18 protein-coding genes and 1 other RNA gene are annotated in these 18,678 nt (G+C 33.9%); 14 read left to right on the top strand and 5 right to left on the bottom strand.

Annotation, left to right across the window (positions count from 1 at the left end; genetic code table 11):
- Positions 1–332: 332 nt before the first annotated feature.
- The 5 genes from OH814_RS15325 (at position 333) to OH814_RS15305 (ending at position 4,929) form a co-directional block, all read left to right on the top strand.
- Entirely contained in the window at positions 333–554 is a 222-nt protein-coding gene (locus OH814_RS15325) for a hypothetical protein (protein ID WP_308828767.1), read from the top strand.
- Between the two features lie 78 nt (positions 555–632).
- Positions 633–911: a helix-turn-helix domain-containing protein gene (locus OH814_RS15320; RefSeq protein WP_078674355.1), complete on the top strand. Its 279-nt coding sequence runs from the start codon at positions 633–635 to the stop codon at positions 909–911.
- Positions 912–982: 71 nt separating this feature from the next.
- The gene (locus tag OH814_RS15315) at positions 983–2,221 is read left to right on the top strand and encodes a DUF5906 domain-containing protein (protein ID WP_308828766.1); all 1,239 of its coding nucleotides are present in this window, start codon (positions 983–985) and stop codon (positions 2,219–2,221) included.
- Positions 2,222–2,487: 266 nt separating this feature from the next.
- Positions 2,488–3,471: a toprim domain-containing protein gene (locus OH814_RS15310; RefSeq protein ID WP_308828765.1), complete on the top strand. Its 984-nt coding sequence runs from the start codon at positions 2,488–2,490 to the stop codon at positions 3,469–3,471.
- Positions 3,472–3,768: 297 nt separating this feature from the next.
- Positions 3,769–4,929 (top strand): hypothetical protein, encoded by a 1,161-nt coding sequence (locus OH814_RS15305; protein WP_308828764.1) that lies wholly within the window; start codon positions 3,769–3,771, stop codon positions 4,927–4,929.
- A 304-nt stretch (positions 4,930–5,233) separates the two neighbouring features.
- Here the strand turns inward: OH814_RS15305 and OH814_RS15300 are convergent, their stop codons facing one another.
- Complete coding sequence (locus OH814_RS15300; RefSeq protein ID WP_308828763.1) at positions 5,234–6,328, bottom strand: hypothetical protein; 1,095 nt, start codon at positions 6,326–6,328, stop codon at positions 5,234–5,236.
- A gap of 1 nt (position 6,329) precedes the next feature.
- The gene (locus tag OH814_RS15295; protein ID WP_308828762.1) at positions 6,330–7,145 is read right to left on the bottom strand and encodes a sigma-70 family RNA polymerase sigma factor; all 816 of its coding nucleotides are present in this window, start codon (positions 7,143–7,145) and stop codon (positions 6,330–6,332) included.
- 378 nt (positions 7,146–7,523) lie between these two features.
- On the opposite strand from OH814_RS15295, the gene OH814_RS15290 reads away from it, so the two are divergent.
- On the top strand, positions 7,524–7,805 hold the full coding sequence (locus OH814_RS15290; RefSeq protein WP_308828761.1) for a helix-turn-helix transcriptional regulator: 282 nt from the start codon (positions 7,524–7,526) through the stop codon (positions 7,803–7,805).
- A 158-nt stretch (positions 7,806–7,963) separates the two neighbouring features.
- Here the strand turns inward: OH814_RS15290 and OH814_RS15285 are convergent, their stop codons facing one another.
- Positions 7,964–8,134, bottom strand: a complete 171-nt coding sequence (locus OH814_RS15285) for a hypothetical protein (protein WP_308828760.1) — start codon at positions 8,132–8,134, stop codon at positions 7,964–7,966.
- A 502-nt stretch (positions 8,135–8,636) separates the two neighbouring features.
- Between OH814_RS15285 and OH814_RS15280 the strand changes: the two genes are divergently transcribed.
- The 5 genes from OH814_RS15280 to OH814_RS15260 all read left to right on the top strand — a co-directional run bounded on the left by OH814_RS15280 (position 8,637) and on the right by OH814_RS15260 (position 11,881).
- Complete coding sequence (locus OH814_RS15280; RefSeq protein WP_308828759.1) at positions 8,637–8,996, top strand: DUF6864 domain-containing function; 360 nt, start codon at positions 8,637–8,639, stop codon at positions 8,994–8,996.
- Positions 8,989–9,303: a hypothetical protein gene (locus OH814_RS15275; RefSeq protein WP_308828758.1), complete on the top strand. Its 315-nt coding sequence runs from the start codon at positions 8,989–8,991 to the stop codon at positions 9,301–9,303. The genes OH814_RS15280 and OH814_RS15275 overlap by 8 nt, the downstream gene beginning before the upstream one ends.
- A 183-nt stretch (positions 9,304–9,486) precedes the next feature.
- Positions 9,487–9,987 (top strand): hypothetical protein, encoded by a 501-nt coding sequence (locus OH814_RS15270; protein ID WP_308828757.1) that lies wholly within the window; start codon positions 9,487–9,489, stop codon positions 9,985–9,987.
- Positions 9,984–10,331, top strand: coding sequence for a hypothetical protein (locus OH814_RS15265; protein ID WP_308828756.1), 348 nt, complete (start codon positions 9,984–9,986; stop codon positions 10,329–10,331). The genes OH814_RS15270 and OH814_RS15265 overlap by 4 nt, the downstream gene beginning before the upstream one ends.
- 1,118 nt (positions 10,332–11,449) lie before the next feature.
- Positions 11,450–11,881 carry an energy transducer TonB gene (locus OH814_RS15260; protein WP_308828755.1) on the top strand — a complete coding sequence of 144 codons (432 nt, stop codon included), beginning with the start codon at positions 11,450–11,452 and terminating at the stop codon, positions 11,879–11,881.
- Between the two features lie 175 nt (positions 11,882–12,056).
- Here the strand turns inward: OH814_RS15260 and ssrA are convergent.
- Both ssrA and OH814_RS15250 read right to left on the bottom strand, forming a co-directional pair.
- Positions 12,057–12,458, bottom strand: a transfer-messenger RNA (tmRNA) gene (gene ssrA / locus OH814_RS15255).
- 462 nt (positions 12,459–12,920) lie between these two features.
- Complete coding sequence (locus OH814_RS15250) at positions 12,921–16,751, bottom strand: T9SS type B sorting domain-containing protein (protein WP_308828754.1); 3,831 nt, start codon at positions 16,749–16,751, stop codon at positions 12,921–12,923.
- Between the two features lie 368 nt (positions 16,752–17,119).
- Between OH814_RS15250 and rpsU the strand changes: the two genes are divergently transcribed.
- From rpsU to OH814_RS15235, 3 genes are all read left to right on the top strand, one after another.
- Positions 17,120–17,317 (top strand): 30S ribosomal protein S21, encoded by a 198-nt coding sequence (rpsU, locus tag OH814_RS15245; protein ID WP_034702010.1) that lies wholly within the window; start codon positions 17,120–17,122, stop codon positions 17,315–17,317.
- Between the two features lie 82 nt (positions 17,318–17,399).
- Positions 17,400–18,287, top strand: coding sequence for a tyrosine-type recombinase/integrase (locus OH814_RS15240; RefSeq protein ID WP_076560150.1), 888 nt, complete (start codon positions 17,400–17,402; stop codon positions 18,285–18,287).
- Positions 18,284–18,574, top strand: coding sequence for an HPF/RaiA family ribosome-associated protein (locus OH814_RS15235; RefSeq protein WP_076560148.1), 291 nt, complete (start codon positions 18,284–18,286; stop codon positions 18,572–18,574). The genes OH814_RS15240 and OH814_RS15235 overlap by 4 nt, the downstream gene beginning before the upstream one ends.
- Positions 18,575–18,678: the final 104 nt, after the last annotated feature.

The raw sequence follows: 18,678 nt of genomic DNA, 5'->3' as shown, positions 1-18,678 counted from the left end.
CGGCTACAATAAATAGTATAACCAGATGTTGCGGATTTGCAATCCGTAATCAATGCCAAACAACCCAGCGCATTGCGCTGGGTTGTTTGGTTATTTAAAATTTTGAATAGTGTAATCAATTAGTTTAATATTAGTCAAAATATTTCCAAATTACCATGATTTTCGATTGAATTATTTAATATCGCTTGGCAAATTTAGGCAGCACACGATTTATCATGATTTCGAAGCTACCTTAAATTCATGATTCGGATTTAGATTATATTCTATAAATCTATTTTCCATATTTATATTTCTGAAGTATAAAAAATCCACGATAAAATCATAATCTTATCGTGACTCAGAAATCTTCATTTATAAGAATTCACCGTTTTCTGGAGGACAAACACATCATCAACCAAGATTTTCAAGACACCACAATTATTGAGGCTATGGAAAATGAATATAATACCAATTTTGACAAAGGAATATTTTCAAGGGCAGAAACTGTGAAACCTAATGATTTTGAGGAAACTATCTATCACGAATTATCTAAGCTGTTTAATATCAAGCATTAAACTTCACGCAATTGAGTAGAATTGCATCATTAGTTATTTCAATCATTCAATTTTGTCTGCAAATAAATATCACAGATTATGCAGACAACAAATCCATTCCAAACCATTCTCGACGAATTAGGAGAAGTTAAAGACTTACTCTATTCCCTAAAAAAAGAACCTGAAATTGAGTTGAAAAAGAAACTATACTCTATCAAAGAGTGTTCAGAAATTCTAAAACTTGATTATCAAACCGTGCGCTCACACATATTAAAAGGTAACATTAAAGCAGAACAAATAGGAAGATTCTACAGGGTCAACCATTTTGATCTGATGGAGGCTTTAAATGAAGTCAAATCGCTTAAGTATAGAAGATAGATCAGACTTTATTTATCAAGCATTCTAATTCACCTTTCTGTACTTCCTGTACAGAATCAAACCTTAAAAATATGAGCGAAAAAATCCCATATCTCAGAGTAGGCACTACGTATTATAAAACTATCGAGAAACCATTGATCTCCGGAGACAAGATCTCAATTTTGGTGCGATGGAATCGTGAAACTATTATTAGCGACCACGGAAAAATCTACGTTTCAAAAGTTTCAAAGTACGATGGTTTCTGCTGTATTCCTTCTCATCTTGACTATAAGCAAATCATCGACGGATTCTACAATATGTACAATGAGATTCCTTATCAACCAATCAATGAAAATACAAGTTCTGAAGCTTTAGAAAACAAAATTCCATTCTCACTAAAATTTATGGAACATATTTTCGGAGAGCAATTGGAATTGGGTCTTGATTATATTAAAATCCTCCTGCAATATCCAACACAGATTCTTCCAATACTTTGTCTTGTAAGCAAAGAAAGATCTACCGGAAAATCTACATTCATTAAATGGCTGAAATCCATCTTTGGATTAAATATGACCTACATCAAAGGAGACTCATTCAGCAGTCAGTTTAATTCAGATTGGACTTCGATGCTGATAGTAGCTATTGATGAAGTATTCTTCGACAAAAAGGAAATTACGGAACGCTTAAAATACCTTTCTACGACCGACAAAGACAAGAAGGAAGCCAAAGGAAAAGACCGTGAAGAGGTAGAATTCTTTGGCAAATTCATTCTCTGTTCCAATAATGAAGACAACTTCATTCAGATCGATGAAAATGAAATTCGATTCTGGATCATCAAAGTGAAATCAATCAAAAGCGAGAACACTGAATTTCTGCACAATCTCAACAAGGAGATTCCCTATTTCCTTCGTTACCTAATCCAAAGACCTTTTCACAGCCGTAAGGAAACAAGAATGTGGTTCACTGATTCCCAGATCAGAACAAAAGCCCTTCAGAAATTGGTTTGGAAAAACAACAATAAACTGGAAACTAAGATCATCGAACTTTTATATGAGTTTTTCGAAAATACCGAAGATAAAATTATCAACTGTATTCCTCAGGATATTTTCAATATGCTTGGTAAGATGTTTAGCAAACAATACTGGACGGTTAATGATGTCCGGAAAATACTGAAAGAAAACTGGAAACTCGAACCTCAAAGTAATTCTCTTTCCTATATCAAATACGACCTCGATTATGGTTTAAGTTTTTTCCAACAGAACAAAACAGGACGGTATTTTACAATAGAAAGAAATTTTATTCTTCAAAGATTTGATGAAATGATGAATTAATTGATAATCAAAATAAAATCAATTAGTTATATCTCATCAAAAGCCTCATCAAACTTTTCAACCTTAGTTTTTGATGAGTGAGTGATGAAAGGAATATTTCAACTTTGATGAGATGATGAGACTTTGATGAGGATGTAAAATGTTACAATTCAAATAATTATAAGGCTTTCTCATCAATTCATCAATAGTTAATCAAAACCAAACCCGTCCACTTGAACCGACAGGACAAGTACTATTTATTACTAAAAACAGTAAAAATTACAAAAATGAACTGCAAACAATTCAACAGCATATCGTTGGAAGAAGTCCTCCTTTCTCTCGGACACCATCCAACGAAACAAAATGAAAAAGAAGCTTGGTATCTCAACCCCTTTGCCAGCGAATCCCAAGCCTCTTTTAAATTGGATAAAAGAATTAATGCCTGGTACCTTCACTCAGAGGGTCTAGGTGGTAACAACACCGATTTTATGAAAAAATATTTGAACACTTCGGTCAATGAAGTTCTGGATTGGGCAGCGAAGCAAAATTTTTCTTCTTTTCATCAGCAACAACAGATCAAAAAGCCTGAACCAAATTACAAAATCGATGAAATACTCAATCTCCAGAATCTTAACCTGAAACAATATTTGAAGGGACGAGCATTAAGTCCTAAAGTCTATGATTACATAAAAGAAGTACGATTTACCATAGGAAGCAAGAAACTCTACGCCATTGGTTTTGAGAACTTATCTGGCGGTTTTGAATTGCGTAATGCTTTTTACAAAGGTTCATTATTGAAAAAGGATTGTTCACTAATAAATCTCAGCAGCAATGGTCAGGGTAAATCAAACATTCAAGATAGAGATGTCAGAGTTATAGCCGTTTTTGAAGGTTTTATGGATGCACTGTCTTTTATTGAATTGCAAAAGTCTTTTGCAGGAGATATTCTTGTGATGAATTCCATTGCTCTTTTAAATAAATCTGTAGAACATCTGAAAAACTATCATCATATCAATCTGTTTTTGGACAACGATACTGCCGGAATAAAATGTAAATCAGAGATCATAAAATCTTTTCCGGAAGCAAAAGATCATTCCGGTATCTATTCAAACCATAAAGATCTCAACGAATTTTTGATTCACAGAATGAAAAATAATGTATCAAATAAGACAGCAAAACAATCTGAAAAATTTCCACAACAGGATAAACAACACGTAAGAAATCAGGAGCCGGAAATCAAAAATTCAAATGGTTTTAAAAGGAAACGTTGATAGGCGTGCTGTATTTTTTACCAACTACCCGCAGAAGTTAGGAGCGCATTCGCAACTTTGAAGGTCGTGCCTCCCAACAAAGTTTCTAATACGCTCTGCGAGGCTTTTAACCTTAGTAAAATAATATCAGGTTAGCTTCTTGAACCTGTGTAAAAAATACTAGGCCTATTTTTATCGAAGGTGTGTAAAATAAACACAGGTAAAAAATAATGCTTCGTAATTTAATTACAGCAACCTTCAACAAAAATTTAAAAGAGTAAAACAATAAAAGTGTAAAACTTTAAAGATGTAAAAGCAATGAAGACCTCTATCAATTTCAAAGTTGTTAAGTCCGATTCTGAAACCCATAATTTCAGGAAGAAAACTTTTGATTACATCCGTAAAGACCTGACGCCAAAGAATGAATACTGGATGGAACAGAAGATAGCTGACAGGATCCAAAAGATTGAAGCGTATTGTAAAGAAAAGTCCGGAAGAAAATTACAGAAGAATGCAATGCCAGTTCGGGAAGCAGTTGTTGTTATTAAAGAGAATACAACGATGCTGGAACTTCAAAACTTGGCGAAGAGGCTAGAAGAAGAATTGAAAATCCGTGTTTTTCAAATTGCTATTCACAAAGACGAAGGTCATACCGACAAAGATACGAAAGAATGGAAACCAAATTACCACGCTCATTTGGTTGCTGACTGGCAGGATCTGCAAACAGGAAAAACACTTAAACACCAATCCTTTCATTATTCAAAAATGCAGGATCTGACAGCAGAATGCCTGAATATGGAAAGAGGTATCTCTGGTTCCAGGGGAAGATTGGAAGCCATTGAGTTTAAGATTCAGCAGAAAGAAGAGGATCTCAAAGTTTTGGAAGAAAGGTACGACCTAATGAAATCTGAATTGAGTTCGAAGAAATCGGAGGAGCTGGTTGTTAAGGAAAATGATTTTTTAGGTTTTAAAAAAATTAAGACTGACAAGACCATTGAGAATTATGAAAAAGCATTTCGAAATTACAAAAGCACAATTCTAAAAAATAAAACGGAGTTGGAATCTAAGTCAAAGCAAATTACTGAGCTCAATATAAAGGTTATTGATTTACAAAAGCAGGTACATCTATTCAAAAACAAAAACGCTGTTCTATTGTCCAACCCGACAGTCTTTGCATCTGAAAAGAAAAAATATCTGGATTCTGTTATTAATATTGTTGAAAGGGAAATCAAATTTGCGAGATTTAGAAGTCCACATGTCGACAGAACAGATAAGCAAAAGTTAATATCAGAAATGGAAAAAATAGCACAAAAAATTTCACAAGAAAATACGGTTCCATTTTCAGTCTTCAATGAGATTTTTAAAGATAATGAGATTACAAATCAGCTTTTCTCTCTGTTGCAATTCGGTAATAACAATTCAACTTATGAGGCAGAGGATATTCCAATTCAAAATAAAAGAAAGAGAAAAAGACTCTAATAACCGCAACATATTGCAGAGTAATCTCTTTTGATTGACAGCAATCAAGGAAGCAAGAAGTCAGGAAAGCAAGGAGTCAGGGCAGCAGCCAATCAGGCAAGCAATCTCGCTAGATTGATTGATGATACCTTTTAGTGTAGGATTTCTATTGCTATACTTTGCCTTTTTGGTTATGCTTTCTTCATTTTTGAAAAAAAAGAAACCCACGCCGTTGTATACACCAGAAAAAGTATTCAGTTTCCAGTATTTAGTGAGTGTTCAAAACCTCACCCTACGGGTTTACAAGCACCCTCATTTTTTTTAGCTATCCGATGATCAATTCGATACCGGCTTTCTCTGCTTTGGATTTTATTTTGGTCTGCAATTCATAATAACTCCAGTTGCGAAGCACAAATTCCTGTTCTTTTGCAATCCCTATCTTGTCTTCATGATCTTTAAGAATTAGTGTGCCCGCCTGCTGCCGGATGCAGAAATCAATCAGCTTACGGCTGTACAGATGAAGATGATGACTGACAAAACGGTTTTCCAGATTTTCTGTTTTATGCAGTGCCTTTTGTTTCCGTTTGGTTCCATGTCCGGAACGGGAATAAGCGACCCCCGCTCGAATCCTTTTATTACTGGCTTGGATGGCCAATCTGCGATAGAGGAATTCCTCTTGCGAACCAATAGTCATCCGCACATTGTTGGCTTTAACCACGATAGGATGTTCTAATGACAAAGAAGCTTCAGCAATAATTTCGGGTTTTAAACCGTGGTTGTCTTTTTGAAATTCAAAGACGGCCAGCCAAAATATTTTACCGTCTTTCAGTTGTACCTGTGAATTGCATAGCTTGATCTCTTCTCTTAGGAGGCATTCCAGAATCAAATGTTTATCAGAGAAATCTCTCCCTAAATAGGTTCTGACCGGGATCGCAAACATATTGAAGCTAAACGCTCTCTTTTCCGCATCATACTTCATTTTGCTGATGCACTTGACCGGAAGCGGAATGGGAATGTCTTTTTTAAAATTCTGTAGTGATTTTGAGCCCTGCCAGTAGTCGGCTTTGTTTTTGGAAAAGGTAGATTGTATCGTATTGTTCAGGCATCCCAGAATGTCTGTGGGGATTTCTCCCTTGAAACGGTCAAAGACCAGGCGTGCTGTGGTGTTTGTTTTCGAACGGTCGAAGATTCCCATTTCATCCTTTTTTTCATCAGCTAACTTATATTGGATTTCTTCGGTGAGGTAAAAGAAATCCTTGATCATCTCCTGTACATACAGATGGGAAACAATCAGATTAGCTGCACGGAAACAGCGGTTCTGATAACGGTAGAGCTTTTCCCACATCTGGCTTTTATCGTCGGATGGAACATCAATCACCAGCTGAATTTTCCGAGTCAGGGTTATCGTGAATTTTTCCATATCACAGGGGTATTTGAGAAGTGTTTTTATTTTGCAGATGCTGATAGGCGTAAAGAAATTCCCGATGGACTTCCTTTTCAGGTAGTTTGAGATCTTTTGCAATCACTGCAAATGAAGATTTCTGTTCAAACCTTCTTCTGATAATCTCAAGCTGTTGACTGCTGAGTTGTTCGGACTGCTCTTGTTTATCAAAAACTTTTTCCTGTGGCTGCTCAAAAGAAGTGACTTTAAGAATCTTCCGAAGATCATCTATGGCTTTGCTTATCTCCGTGCTGATGCCTGTCACACTGCTTCCCATAGCCTCTGCGATGGGTTTGTACTGAAAGCCATATTCAAGGCAGAGTTCTATCAGGTGTTTTCTTTTGGGATTCAGAACAGGTAAAACCTTTGTGATTTCATCGAATTTGTTTTGATCAGATTCCTGGCTATTTAAATACTCTTTATCTTTCAACGGATCATAGCCTGCAAGATAATCCTGATAATTCTCAAAACTGTCAAGAGAAGCCATTAAGCGGCTGAATTTATTTCTGGAAGAACTGACATACGCAATGCAATCCCTTTTCATAACAAATCGTAAAAAGCCGGTAATATGATCAGGTGTCTCAATGGTGTCGCGGTGCAGCCACAATTTGAGGAAGGTGTCCTGAACAATAGTGTCAACTACAAAATCATCCTTAAGCACTTGCCATCCAAGCCAGAAAAGAAGTCTCTTGTGGCGTAAATGAAGATGTTCGAGAGCAACGGGATTACCTTCTTTCAGCAATTTGTACAGCTGAAAATCGGTTAACTTTCGAGGCAAAGTGTTTGTTCTTTTCATAAGCAGTGTGTTTAAGCAAAATTATTGCTGGAAGGAACTGCTTAGATAAAAAAGATGAATCTCTGCTTAAAATGCTAAATCACTACATAAATTGCGTAAATGAAAAAGCGTGGAACTCAACTTATTGACTAGAGGTACTGGTATACCCGTGTACGATAAGAGAGCCCACGCCGCGGTCGTGAGCTAACTTACTTATCTTCTCGTACACATAAAATTACCAGTTTTCTAGTCGAGAATCTAAGCAATAGCTTCGATTATTAATATTGAAGTATTGCAAAGTTACGTTTTCAATAACTTATTTTACAAATATAATAAAGTTTATTAAAATATGTACCATAGTACATAATGTTTTTTGATGTTTTTCATTCACTTTGATTTATGAATGAATCATTAGACGAAATAGAAAGATATGTTATAAGACGTGTTAAAGAAGTACGAGAATCTAAGAGTATTACCCAAGAGGAGCTCTCTCTTTCTATTGGGAAGAACATTGGATTTATTTCACAAATAGAAGCTCCATCCAAAAAAGCAAAATATAATTTAATTCATTTAAATTTAATTGCAATCGCATTAGGGTGTTCCATTAAGGAATTCCTTCCTGACGAACCGATTCGAGATAAAAAATACGATATTAAAGAAATTAAAAGTAAAAAATCCTGACGTGTGTAGACTGCACCCAAAAGTTTAGACACTTTTTGGGGGTAGTCCAGTGTTGGGATTTTTGTTTTTAAAATGAGTTAGTGTTTGGTGAAGAGATTATATTAGTGAGGAAATGGGTTAAGAAATTTGATAATACATGTTAAGAAGTACGGTAGTTTTCACCTACTGTTTTTTCGTGTTTTTATATTGTCAAGATGGCTGTCTAAGTCGGCATCAAGCATATGTTCTACTGCTTTTTTTGCAGTTCTTTGAAGAACGATGTTAAATCTTCCGTTCTTGAAGGATTTGTCGAAATCCTTGTTGTTTAGTAAATCTTCTTTGTCGATCATAACTATATAAGGTTTAAAAATAGTAAAAAGTTATTTGGCTTCGCCGAACCACTTCGTTAGGTTTCCGAAAATTTTTTTGAGCTTTTAAGGGCTCAATATTTTTCAGAATAAATTTTATACTTACACAGTTTATGAGATACTACCTTTTTTTGCTGCACTAGTTTTATAATTTATTGTTATAGCTACTCTAGCAAAGGTACACCTGTACGCCTTCAAACCAATTTAAACTAAATTGGATATTTTATGTCAGATATTATAGGATTGACAATTTATTACAAATTATTGTGGAATTAGCGTATGGAATTATAAAGCTTAAATACTTCTGTGTTTTTAAATTTGATAATGTCGTCAGCAAAAGTAACTTTGCCTCCAAAATTCTCCTTTCCAAGTTCCATATCAATTATGCCATCTGAAAATTGAATCCCCAAGATATTATGATAACTTTACTTTTTATTATATTTGCTTTAATTAACTTTTTACAAAAGTTCTTTTAAAAATAATCATGAAAATAACAACAGGTATTAATAATTTTGATATTATTTCCTCAGGGACAGTAATTGCGTATGATGATGAAACTATAAACTTTGATTTTGCTGAAAATTTAAAATATAGACTCAAATTTGTCACAGACCTCGAAGATAAAAGCGAAAGGATGGACTTTAAAATACTAGATGAAACCTGTATGTCAATATTATTAATAAATTTTGCAGAAACTCTTGGCGGAGGAAATGCTGAACCTTTACTCTTAGGACATCTTGATGGCCGAAATATATATTTGAACTTTTATGTCTCAATATATGGCAATGATAGAAGAGTTTTGAATTATACATGGTACCGAAGAGAATCAACAGGCAATGAATAACGTTACTCTACCAAAAGATAAAGAACTTGCAAAGCAGGTGATTGAATCGCAAAGTGAAGCTGCTGCTAAAGCAATTGATCAAGGCTGGCTAGGGAAAATTTGGGGAAACTCTTCAAATGCTCCAAATAATATTGCTGGCTTAACAGTAATATGTTTAATCTTAGTAGGTATAATTTATACAATTTCAACTTCTCAAATGAAAAACGAAGATTTAAATTTGTCTATAAAAGATTTTTGGGCTATCATAACGCCATTGATAACATTGTCGATAGGTTATTTATTTGGTGATAAACGCTTAAAAAAATAATTTGATTTAGATTTTAAGAAAACTTGGAATTTGATGTAAATTATTAGTGCCTGAATCCATTCTTTTAAATTGTTTGCTGAATGTTTGGGGTGGAATTACTATTACAACAATAATATAATCTCAAAAAACGATCATTGTTTGATCAGCTACACCTGTTTTTCGTAAATTTAATTAAAAAGAATAATGGATAAAGAAAATATATGGGCTACAGAACTTTATAAGTTGTATACAACAAAAAATATTAATGAAATCAAATATAAGTTGTTTGATAGCACAGATCTTTTAGTTTATTTACACGAAATCTTAGCTGAGAAAAATGTGCAACTTGAAGAAAATGACATCTATTCTGAACAATTAGTCTTAAAGTTACATCTACAAAATTTAAGTTTAATCAATCTATCTGAAGGAAAATCGATAAAGTCAAAGTATTATAAAAATAATGCAGCTCATATTAAGTTTCTCGATATATCTTCTATAATAACTATTGTAAGATCGCAATATGAGTCATTGTTAATGTATCAACATTTATATTTAAATTCAGATGTTAAGGAAGAGCATAAATTACGCTTTGATTCTTGGATTATGTCTTCAATGATATTAAGATCCAAAGTTTTTTCTGACGCAGAAAAATTGATAATGAGAGGATTATTGATGAAAAAAAAGCAATTGATAATTTTAAAGTGAGTATATCAAGCAATCCAATCTTTAAAACACTCAGTGAGAAACAGCAGATAAGTTTACTAGAAAACGGATCAGGAAAACTATTTAAAACGTGGGATACTCTTTTTACTGAATCAAAATTTAATCCTAAAGGGGTATTCTCAAAAATATATTTTATTGCATCAGTTTATGCACATTCTGAAGGAATTCTGGCTCTACAGTTAAAACAGGCAAAACATCTGAAGGATCATCCTTTTATGAAAGAAACATTATATCTTATGCTCTTCTACTCCTACTTAATGACTAATATAATGATTAAAAATATTGTCAAAAAGTTTCCGGAAGCAGAGCAAAGATTAATAATTTAGATGAAAAAGTAAGATTTGAAGTCAATTTTAATTATCAGCGAGCATTTAAATAATATTCTTTTAATATTTTGCACAATATTATACTATATCATGGTAGCTATGATTCGGCAAGCTAATTTTATAGAACTAAGATCTCAAAAAACGTATAATGCAAATAAATTCTTTTATAAAGTAATTTCTAAAGTTCCCATTCTTTTTAAACCAATAAAAAGTTAATCGATATGAATGAAAAAAAAATATAATTATTCATAACAAAAACAACAATTCTTATAATTCTTTGTTTGAATTTTTCACTTATTGCTCAAAAGAAAAAAAAATATAGTGGAGGACAAGGATGCTGTCCAACTGTTTAAATTAGTCGGTGTGATAATTTAAGGTAATTACATTTTATTGAAAAAAGGATTAGCACACTTTTATATGATTAGTATTAACGCAATGTGTAAATTTGGATGTTATGAGTAATTTACCGACATGTTGAAGATAAATTACAATCAAAATTGATAAAATGACCACAGAAGACATAATAATTTCTGGTATTATAAGTGTTGTTGGTTGCGGAATTTACGACGCAATCAAATTTTCAATTATTAAAGCTAAAAAGAATTCAAATTTTTTAATTCAAATTTTTCTCAAATTCTTCGCTTCGTTATTGCTTATGTGATTCCAGTCATGAGTATGGCTTCAATGTTGATCGAAAAAACAGAGCCAAGTTTTCGGAATATTGGATTTTTCATAATAATTGCGATTTGTTTTGTATATAACATTTTAATGGAGCATATCATAACGCAGTATAAAATGATAACAGAATTGACAAATATTAGCAGTGATAAAGTTGTGAAAATTGATTCAACATTTACAAAAGTCCACAGTCATATTGAAAATTTGAAAAAGGAAAATAATCTAAAATAAAAACTGCTTATAACAGTAGTTTGGCTCAATGGCTAGTTTAGTTTTTCTTAGTCAGAAATTACTAAGTGAACTTTTGCTTATCTTCATAACAAATCAATAAAAAAGACACCAATGCGACAAGCCGCGGAACGTTCGGCAATAATTTTTCCTATTGTAATAGATATAACTAAGTCTCAAAAAACGATCAATTACTTGTAAAAATTATTTAAATGAAAATAAAAATAACACTTATAGGATTGCTTTTATCAATCATTTCCTATGCTCAGGAACTGCCAACAACTGGAGTTCAAACATATTCCCAAAATACAAAAGAATCAAAAACTAATAACAACAAAGTTTACACTGACGTAGAACAAGCGCCGGAGTTTCCAGGAGGAATTAATGCATTCAGGAAGAAGTTTGCTGAGAATCTGGATCTTTCTAAAATCGAAGCTAAAGGAGTAGTATCAAGTGAACTTAGTTTTACTATTGAAAAAGATGGAACATTGACTGATCTAAAAGCTGAAGGAAAAAATGCACAATTTAATTCTTCGGTTATAGCTGCAGTTAAATCGATTAAAATGAAATGGATTCCAGGTAAGATGGATGGAGGTTATGTTCGTTCTACTTTTAAAATGCCATTGAGAATGGCTTTTGAGTGATGTTGCTATTAGGTAGAAATACTTTAAGAGATATGTATAGTAGAAAAACAATTTTTCTTTAAGTGGTTATAATTATTGGTCTAAAGTTTTTTTCAAAAAAAAATTATTTAAAACTAGCACCTAAACTAGCACCTTGAAATAAAAAACCCTGTAAATTAATAATTTACAGGGTTTCGTGTGGAGTTGGAGGGATTCGAACCCTCGTCCAAACAAGCAATACATAAGATTTCTACATGCTTATTCTACTATTAATTTTCGACTGGAGGCAGAGAGCAGACGCCCAACTTCCAGCTTATCTTCTAAGGTTTTCGAGTTTTAGCCGAAGCGTCTAAAACCTTATTTCCGCATTACTATATCCCAGAATCAAACGCCGCAGAACAGAGCATTTGTGGAATATCTTGCTTCCCTACTGAAATCTTCGGGAAAACGCTTGATCTACTATACTTCGATATTAAGCTGCAAGAGCGAACTCTTCGTTGCCAGTTAAAATTTTGTAGCAAGGGATTTAAGAGATCGCGCTACGGTTCTCTGCATGCTTACTTACCCATTGGTCTTGCTGTCGAAACCAGTCAACCCCATGTTTAAAGTGAATGCAAAGATACGGTTTTTGTTTAAATTCCATTAATATTGATGAAAGCTTTTTTAATTAAACTTTTTATTTGGAGCTTTATCCCGCTTTTCATTATAATTCCTCATTACGCGGCTCCACTTCGTTCCGCCGCTCCATTGCGGGATTTTCATTGCAATCGGGGCTAGGGTTATTAGTATGTAATTTAAATACTTGGCAGCATCTACAAAGTTTGGTGTAGATTATTTTAACACATATTCATTATTATTATTATTATTATTATTATTACAGAATAAATCAAAAAAAATCTGCGCCATCTGCAAAATCTGCGGGATATTTTAAAATATAAAATTCCTATCAATCTTTGAAAGTTTATCAAAAACGAAAGATTGGTTAGCCATGAACAACAAAAAAGTGCCGAAAATAATTCCGACACTTATATTCAAATTGAATTTTATCCTAAACCGAACATTAATCTCTGTTTTTTAACATAATCCAACCAGATATTTGTACTGGTTTTTGGGTAACTCTATCTTCCCAGCTTAATTTGTACCAGTATGTTCCTGTAGGTAAAGGTCTGCCAATGTATTTGCCATCCCAAACAGGTGTTTTGGGTGATGCTTTGAATATTGTTTTTCCATATCGGTCAAAAATACCTCCTTCAAAATTTCCATATTTGCTGATTTCACTAAAATCGATAACATCATTTTTACCATCACTATTTGGTGTAATGACATTTGCCATAAAGAACGTGTAATATTCAGCTGAAGTTTCACACGTTGCACCTTGGTATTTTACCTTTATAGAATATTGAGTGTTTTTCATTACACTGAATACATTTGAATTTTGCCACGTGACGCCATTGTCTATCGAGTATTCTACAGGTAAAGTTCCGGTGTTTTTAATAATTATTGTTAATAGATTGTTATTATATGTGATTTCTGTAATTTCTGGAATTACAATATATCCTACGGTTGCGGTGAAAGTTTTTGAACAAACTCCATTGTTTATGGTAACTGTATAAGTTCCGGCTGTTGTTGTATTTATTGTTTGTGTTGTTGCTCCTGTGTTCCAGATGTAGGTGTAGTTAGGTCCGGCTCCTGCGTCCAAAACTCCTTTGTCGCCTTTGCAAATTTCAATACTGTGTAATGTTGAAACGATTTCCGGCACTACAGTAATGGTAATTGTTGCTGGATTTGCTGCTGCACACCCATTTGCTCCTATTCCGGTTACGGTGTAGGTTGTGGTGGTGGTTGGTGAAACAGTTTGTGTGTTGCCGTTGCCTGCTATTCCTGTCCATGTGTAAGTATTTGCTCCAATTGCGGTAAGAGTAGTAGATTCACCTTTACAAATTGTTGTTTTGATTGCTGAAACATTTATTACAGGAGGAGTGGTGTTTTTAATAACATTTACAGAAGCCTGTTTTGTACATCCATTTACAGTTGCGCTCGTAATGGTTAAAGTATAGGTTCCTGCATTATTTACAATTGGAGTTAGTGTATTTGCTCCTGAAACAATATTTCCCCCTCCGGTTGCTGTCCATAAAAACGTAGCTCCGGGTTGAAAAGTAGAAAGTGTTGCATTTAAAGTAATCTGTGTATTGATGCAGTTTATTTCTCCCGGCATATTAATATTAACCAAAATTGCAGGATCTATAATTGTTGTTACAGATTTTGTGTATTGACAACCATCTGGAGTAGTTACTGTTACGGTATGGATTCCCGGAGTATTTATTATTGCTGTTGCTGTCGTTGCTCCGTTTGACCATAAAAATGTGTTTCCTGCTCCGTTTGCTGTCGCTGTTAATGTTGTTGAAGCGCCTTCGCAGAAATTTAATGTTCCGGAAATTTGAACATTAGGATCTGTTCCCTGAACAATATTTATTGAAACAGGTTCACTTGTACACGTTCCATTATTATGAATTAAAGTATATGTTCCAGGCGTAGTGATGGTTATTGTTTGTGTTGTTGCGCCGTTTGACCAGGTATTTCCTGTTGCAAAATTTGATGTTAAAGTAACAGGAGTGTTATTACAAATTATATTGGATGAACTTGTAATGGTAGGAATTGGTTTTAAATTAACAATTAACTGCAATTCTGCAATTCTAGAACAAGAACCGGTTTTAACTAAAACATAAATAGTTGTATTTCCGGAGGTATAAGTTGTCGGAACCGTAATTGTGTTGCTGTTTTCTGCTAAAGCATCAGCTTGATTCTGGTAATAACTAAAGGTAACTCCGGGAGTGGTGCTTATGTTTGGTTGAGCTGAAACTAAATTAAATGTTCCCGTATTTGAGTTGGAACATAAACTTAAAGATGTGTTTTGCGTTACCGGAACAGCTCCTTGAGTAACTGTTACAGATTTTGTATACTGACAGTTTGTAGCAGTTGTAGCAGTTACAGTGTATGTTCCGGGGGTAGAAACTGAAATTATATTTCCTGTAGCTCCGGTTGACCATACATAAGTGTTTCCTGTTCCGTTGGAAGTTGCGGTTAAGTTAGAGGGAGATCCGCAAGTAATCAGATTCCCTGAAATTTGAAGATTGGGATCGCCTTCCGTTGCTAAAGTGACTGAAGTAGGTGCGCTTGTACAAATTCCATTAGAAACAACTACTGAATAAGTTCCGCCAGTTGTTACGGTGATGGTTTGTGTTGTAGCCCCGTTTGACCATGTGTTTCCTGTTGCTGAGCTGGACGTTAATGTTACACTTCCTCCAAAGCAGATTGTGGAAGATGAGCTTGTAATTGTTGGAGCAGAAAGTTGGGTAACATTTAATTGCAGTGTAATGACTTTTGCACAGGTTGTCGATTTTACTCTTACGTAAATTGTAGCATTTCCTGAAGTAAAAGTTGTCGGGGTAGCTATTGTGCTTGTGTTTCCGGCAATAGCATCTGCCTGATTCAAATAATAGTCGAACGTTACTCCTGAAGTTGTACTGATATTTGGTTCTGCAGTAGTTAAATTAAAAACCGCGGTGGTTGTATTGGAACAACTTGCTAATGTTGCATTTTGAGCTATCGGAACAACGCCTTGTGTAACCGTTACAGATTTAGTGTATTGGCAGTTTGCTAAAGTTTTTACAGTTACGGTGTAAGTTCCTGGAGCTGTCACGTTGATGGTAGCTGTTGTGGCTCCCGTTGACCATAGATACGTATTTCCTGTGCCGGTTGATGTCGCAGTAAGAGTAGTGGAGCTTGCCTCACATAAAGTTAAATTACCGGTAATCTCAGGATTTGCGTCGGTATCTTGAGTTATAATTATTGAAGCTTGTGGACTAGTGCAGATTCCATTTGTGCTTGTTAAAGTGTAAGTACCGGGAGTTGTTACTGTGATGGATGGTGTAGTTTCTCCTGTTGACCATGTGTTTCCTGTAGCATTGTTAGAGGTTAGAACAATACTTCCTGCCGGACAAAGTTTTGTTGTGGGTGAGGATATTGAAGCGGTTAAACTCTTGTCTTTAAAAACAACAGCATTGGTTTGTTTGCAGGAGCTTGCTGTACTTGTTGGGTTGTTAGGATCTTGATAACTAATACTGTAGTAATAAGTTGTTGTTGTATTTACTGTGGTTGGGGTGGTTATAGGATTTGTTCCTGTTGCAGCATTGTTTGCGGTATTATAATAATTTACTGTGAAATTAGGATTTCCATTTAGAATTCCTGCAGATAGAGTACTAAAGTTAAAAGTTGCGGTATTTCCACAAATTCCAATTTCTCTTGGTGAGTTTGCGTTTGGTCCGGCCGTTCCTGGTGGAATAAAGGGATTCGGAGCAGTTGTACTATTGGTAAAAGGAGAGATAAATGTTGCTGTTCCTCCCCAAGTTAAATTAAATGTAAAAACGGTAGGAGACCAGTTGTCAATATATAAGAAATAGGTTTGTCCGGCAACAACATCCATATATTTGCAGTATCGGTTTGTGTTTCCCCCTGCAGAAGATGTATTGATGTTGGTGAGATTCATTCCGGTACTTCCTAGATTTCCTGAAGCGTTACATCTTATGGGAAATCCTAGATTATTACAGTTGACATTCGGTCCATAAATTGCCCAGTCATAATCTACAGGCCCGGTCGGAGTAAGATCAAAAGTAAGTGTTCCACTTGTTGCAATAGTAAATTTATACCAAACTGAATGGTTCTCACCCCAAATAAGGCAACCGCCAAGTGTTTCATTAATATTTCCTATTCCTGAAGGAGTATAGTTGATGTTTGAATTTCCACAAACGGTAATCGCAGAGATACAGTCTTCCTGAGCAAAAACTGAAATATGGAAAACCAATAATAAAGAAAAGAGTAATTTTTTTATCATATCTAAAAATTTAGAGTGTTTTTTTTTTAAGCCATCAATAACTCAATATCGTTAAATAAAGAGTTCTTAAAGTGATTTTGGTGTGATTTTTTAATTGCCGTAAGAGTCGGCAGGATAGAGTAAATAGCTATTCATCATTGTGTTTTGTTTGGATTAGTTACAAATTTATATAAATAATGTTAATTAAGGTTCTTTTTTTAATGAAATTACATTTTTTTAATGTTTATTAAGATTAATAAATGTGTAAAACACCTTATTTATTAAATGAAATAAATAATATACAATGGGTATTTTTATTTTTTTAATCTTAAAGTTTTGTAGTTTCATAAAAAACCTTTAGTTTTGCAATCCAAAATGAGATGTAATATATGTTAATAATTCCAGTAAAAGACGGAGAGTCTATCGACAGAGCACTTAAAAAATATAAAAGAAAATTTGATAAAACGGGTACAGTTCGTCAATTAAGATCTAGACAAGCGTTTATCAAGCCTTCTGTAACTCTTAGACAAGCTAGATTAAAAGCGGCTTATAAGCAAAGAGGATTAAGCAAGGAAGAGCAAGCTTAAGAAATTTTCTTAAACACATACTAAATCACTTCTTAAATAGTTATATTTGAGAAGTGATTTTTTCGTTTTATACTTTACAACAATGCGAGATAAATTTTTGGATTATTTGCAGTTCGAAAAGAGGTATTCGCCTCATACCATTACAAGTTATCGTCGTGATCTTGACGATTTTTATTCTTTTTATCTTAAAACCGAATCTTCCGAGAATCTTCTGAATGCTGATAAAAAAGTAATAAGAAATTTTATCGTTGAACTGAGTGAAAACGGGATCTCAAAGAGAACGGTTAACCGGAAGCTTTCCACGCTTCGTAGTTTTTATTTATTTCTTCTAAAATTGGGTGAAATTAAAGTTTCTCCGGTCGAAACGGTATCATCACTGAAATTTTATCCTGAAAAACAAATTCCGCTCTCGCAGGATGAGATGGGAGTTTTGCAAAATGAAATTTTTTCTGAAGTCGAAGATTTGCTTGAGAAATCTATTGTCGAAATTTTATATCAGACAGGAATTCGAAAATCTGAACTTTGTGGCTTAATATTTGAAAGTGTAAACTTAGAAGAAAACCAACTGAAAATCGTAGGAAAAGGTAATAAAGAAAGATATATTCCCATTTCTGAAAGTTTGAGTTCGTTGCTTAAAGACTATCTTAAGATACGGAAACCACAAGAGGAATTTAAATCTTATTTTTTTATCAATAAAAAGGGAAAAAAACTAACGGAAAAATTTGTCTATGTAGTAGTTAATAAGTACCTTAGTCTTGTTACTTCTAAGCAAAAAAGAAGTCCTCATATTTTAAGACACAGCTTCGCGACGCATGTTTTAGACAATGGGGCAGAGATATCAAAAGTTAAAAAAATATTGGGTCATTCTAGTCTTGCAAGCACACAAGTGTACACTAATGCCAATATTGAACAGTTGAAAAAAGTGTTTAATCAGTCTCATCCAAGAGCAATTAAAAAAGAAGAATTATGAAGATTTCAGTACAAGCAATCGGCTTAACTCCACACGAACCACTAGAGTCACATGTAGACAAGAAAGTAAGTAAACTAGGTACGTTTTATGACAAACTTCAGGAATGCAAAGTCTTCCTAAAAGTTGAAAACAATTCAGATAAAGCAAATAAGACCACCGAATTGATTTTGGTAGTTCCAGGTGACGATATCGTTGTAAAAAAGACATCTGCAAGCTTTGAAGAAAGTTTAGATCTATGTGTTGAAACTGCTAAGAAACTGTTAATCAAGAAAAAAGAATTAGCTTAATAAAAAAAGTAAAAAAACTTTAATAAAAAGTTTGAGATTTCAAAAAATCTGTTCTATATTTGCACTCGCAAAAAGGAACATCGATCTTTTGAAATCTTTTTAAT

The organism is Chryseobacterium sp. CFS15, assembly GCF_031118795.1.
GTDB classification, from domain to species: domain Bacteria; phylum Bacteroidota; class Bacteroidia; order Flavobacteriales; family Weeksellaceae; genus Chryseobacterium; species Chryseobacterium indoltheticum.
The sequence above is the reverse complement of the archived record's forward strand: the minus strand, read 5'-3'. Positions and strand labels throughout refer to the sequence as shown.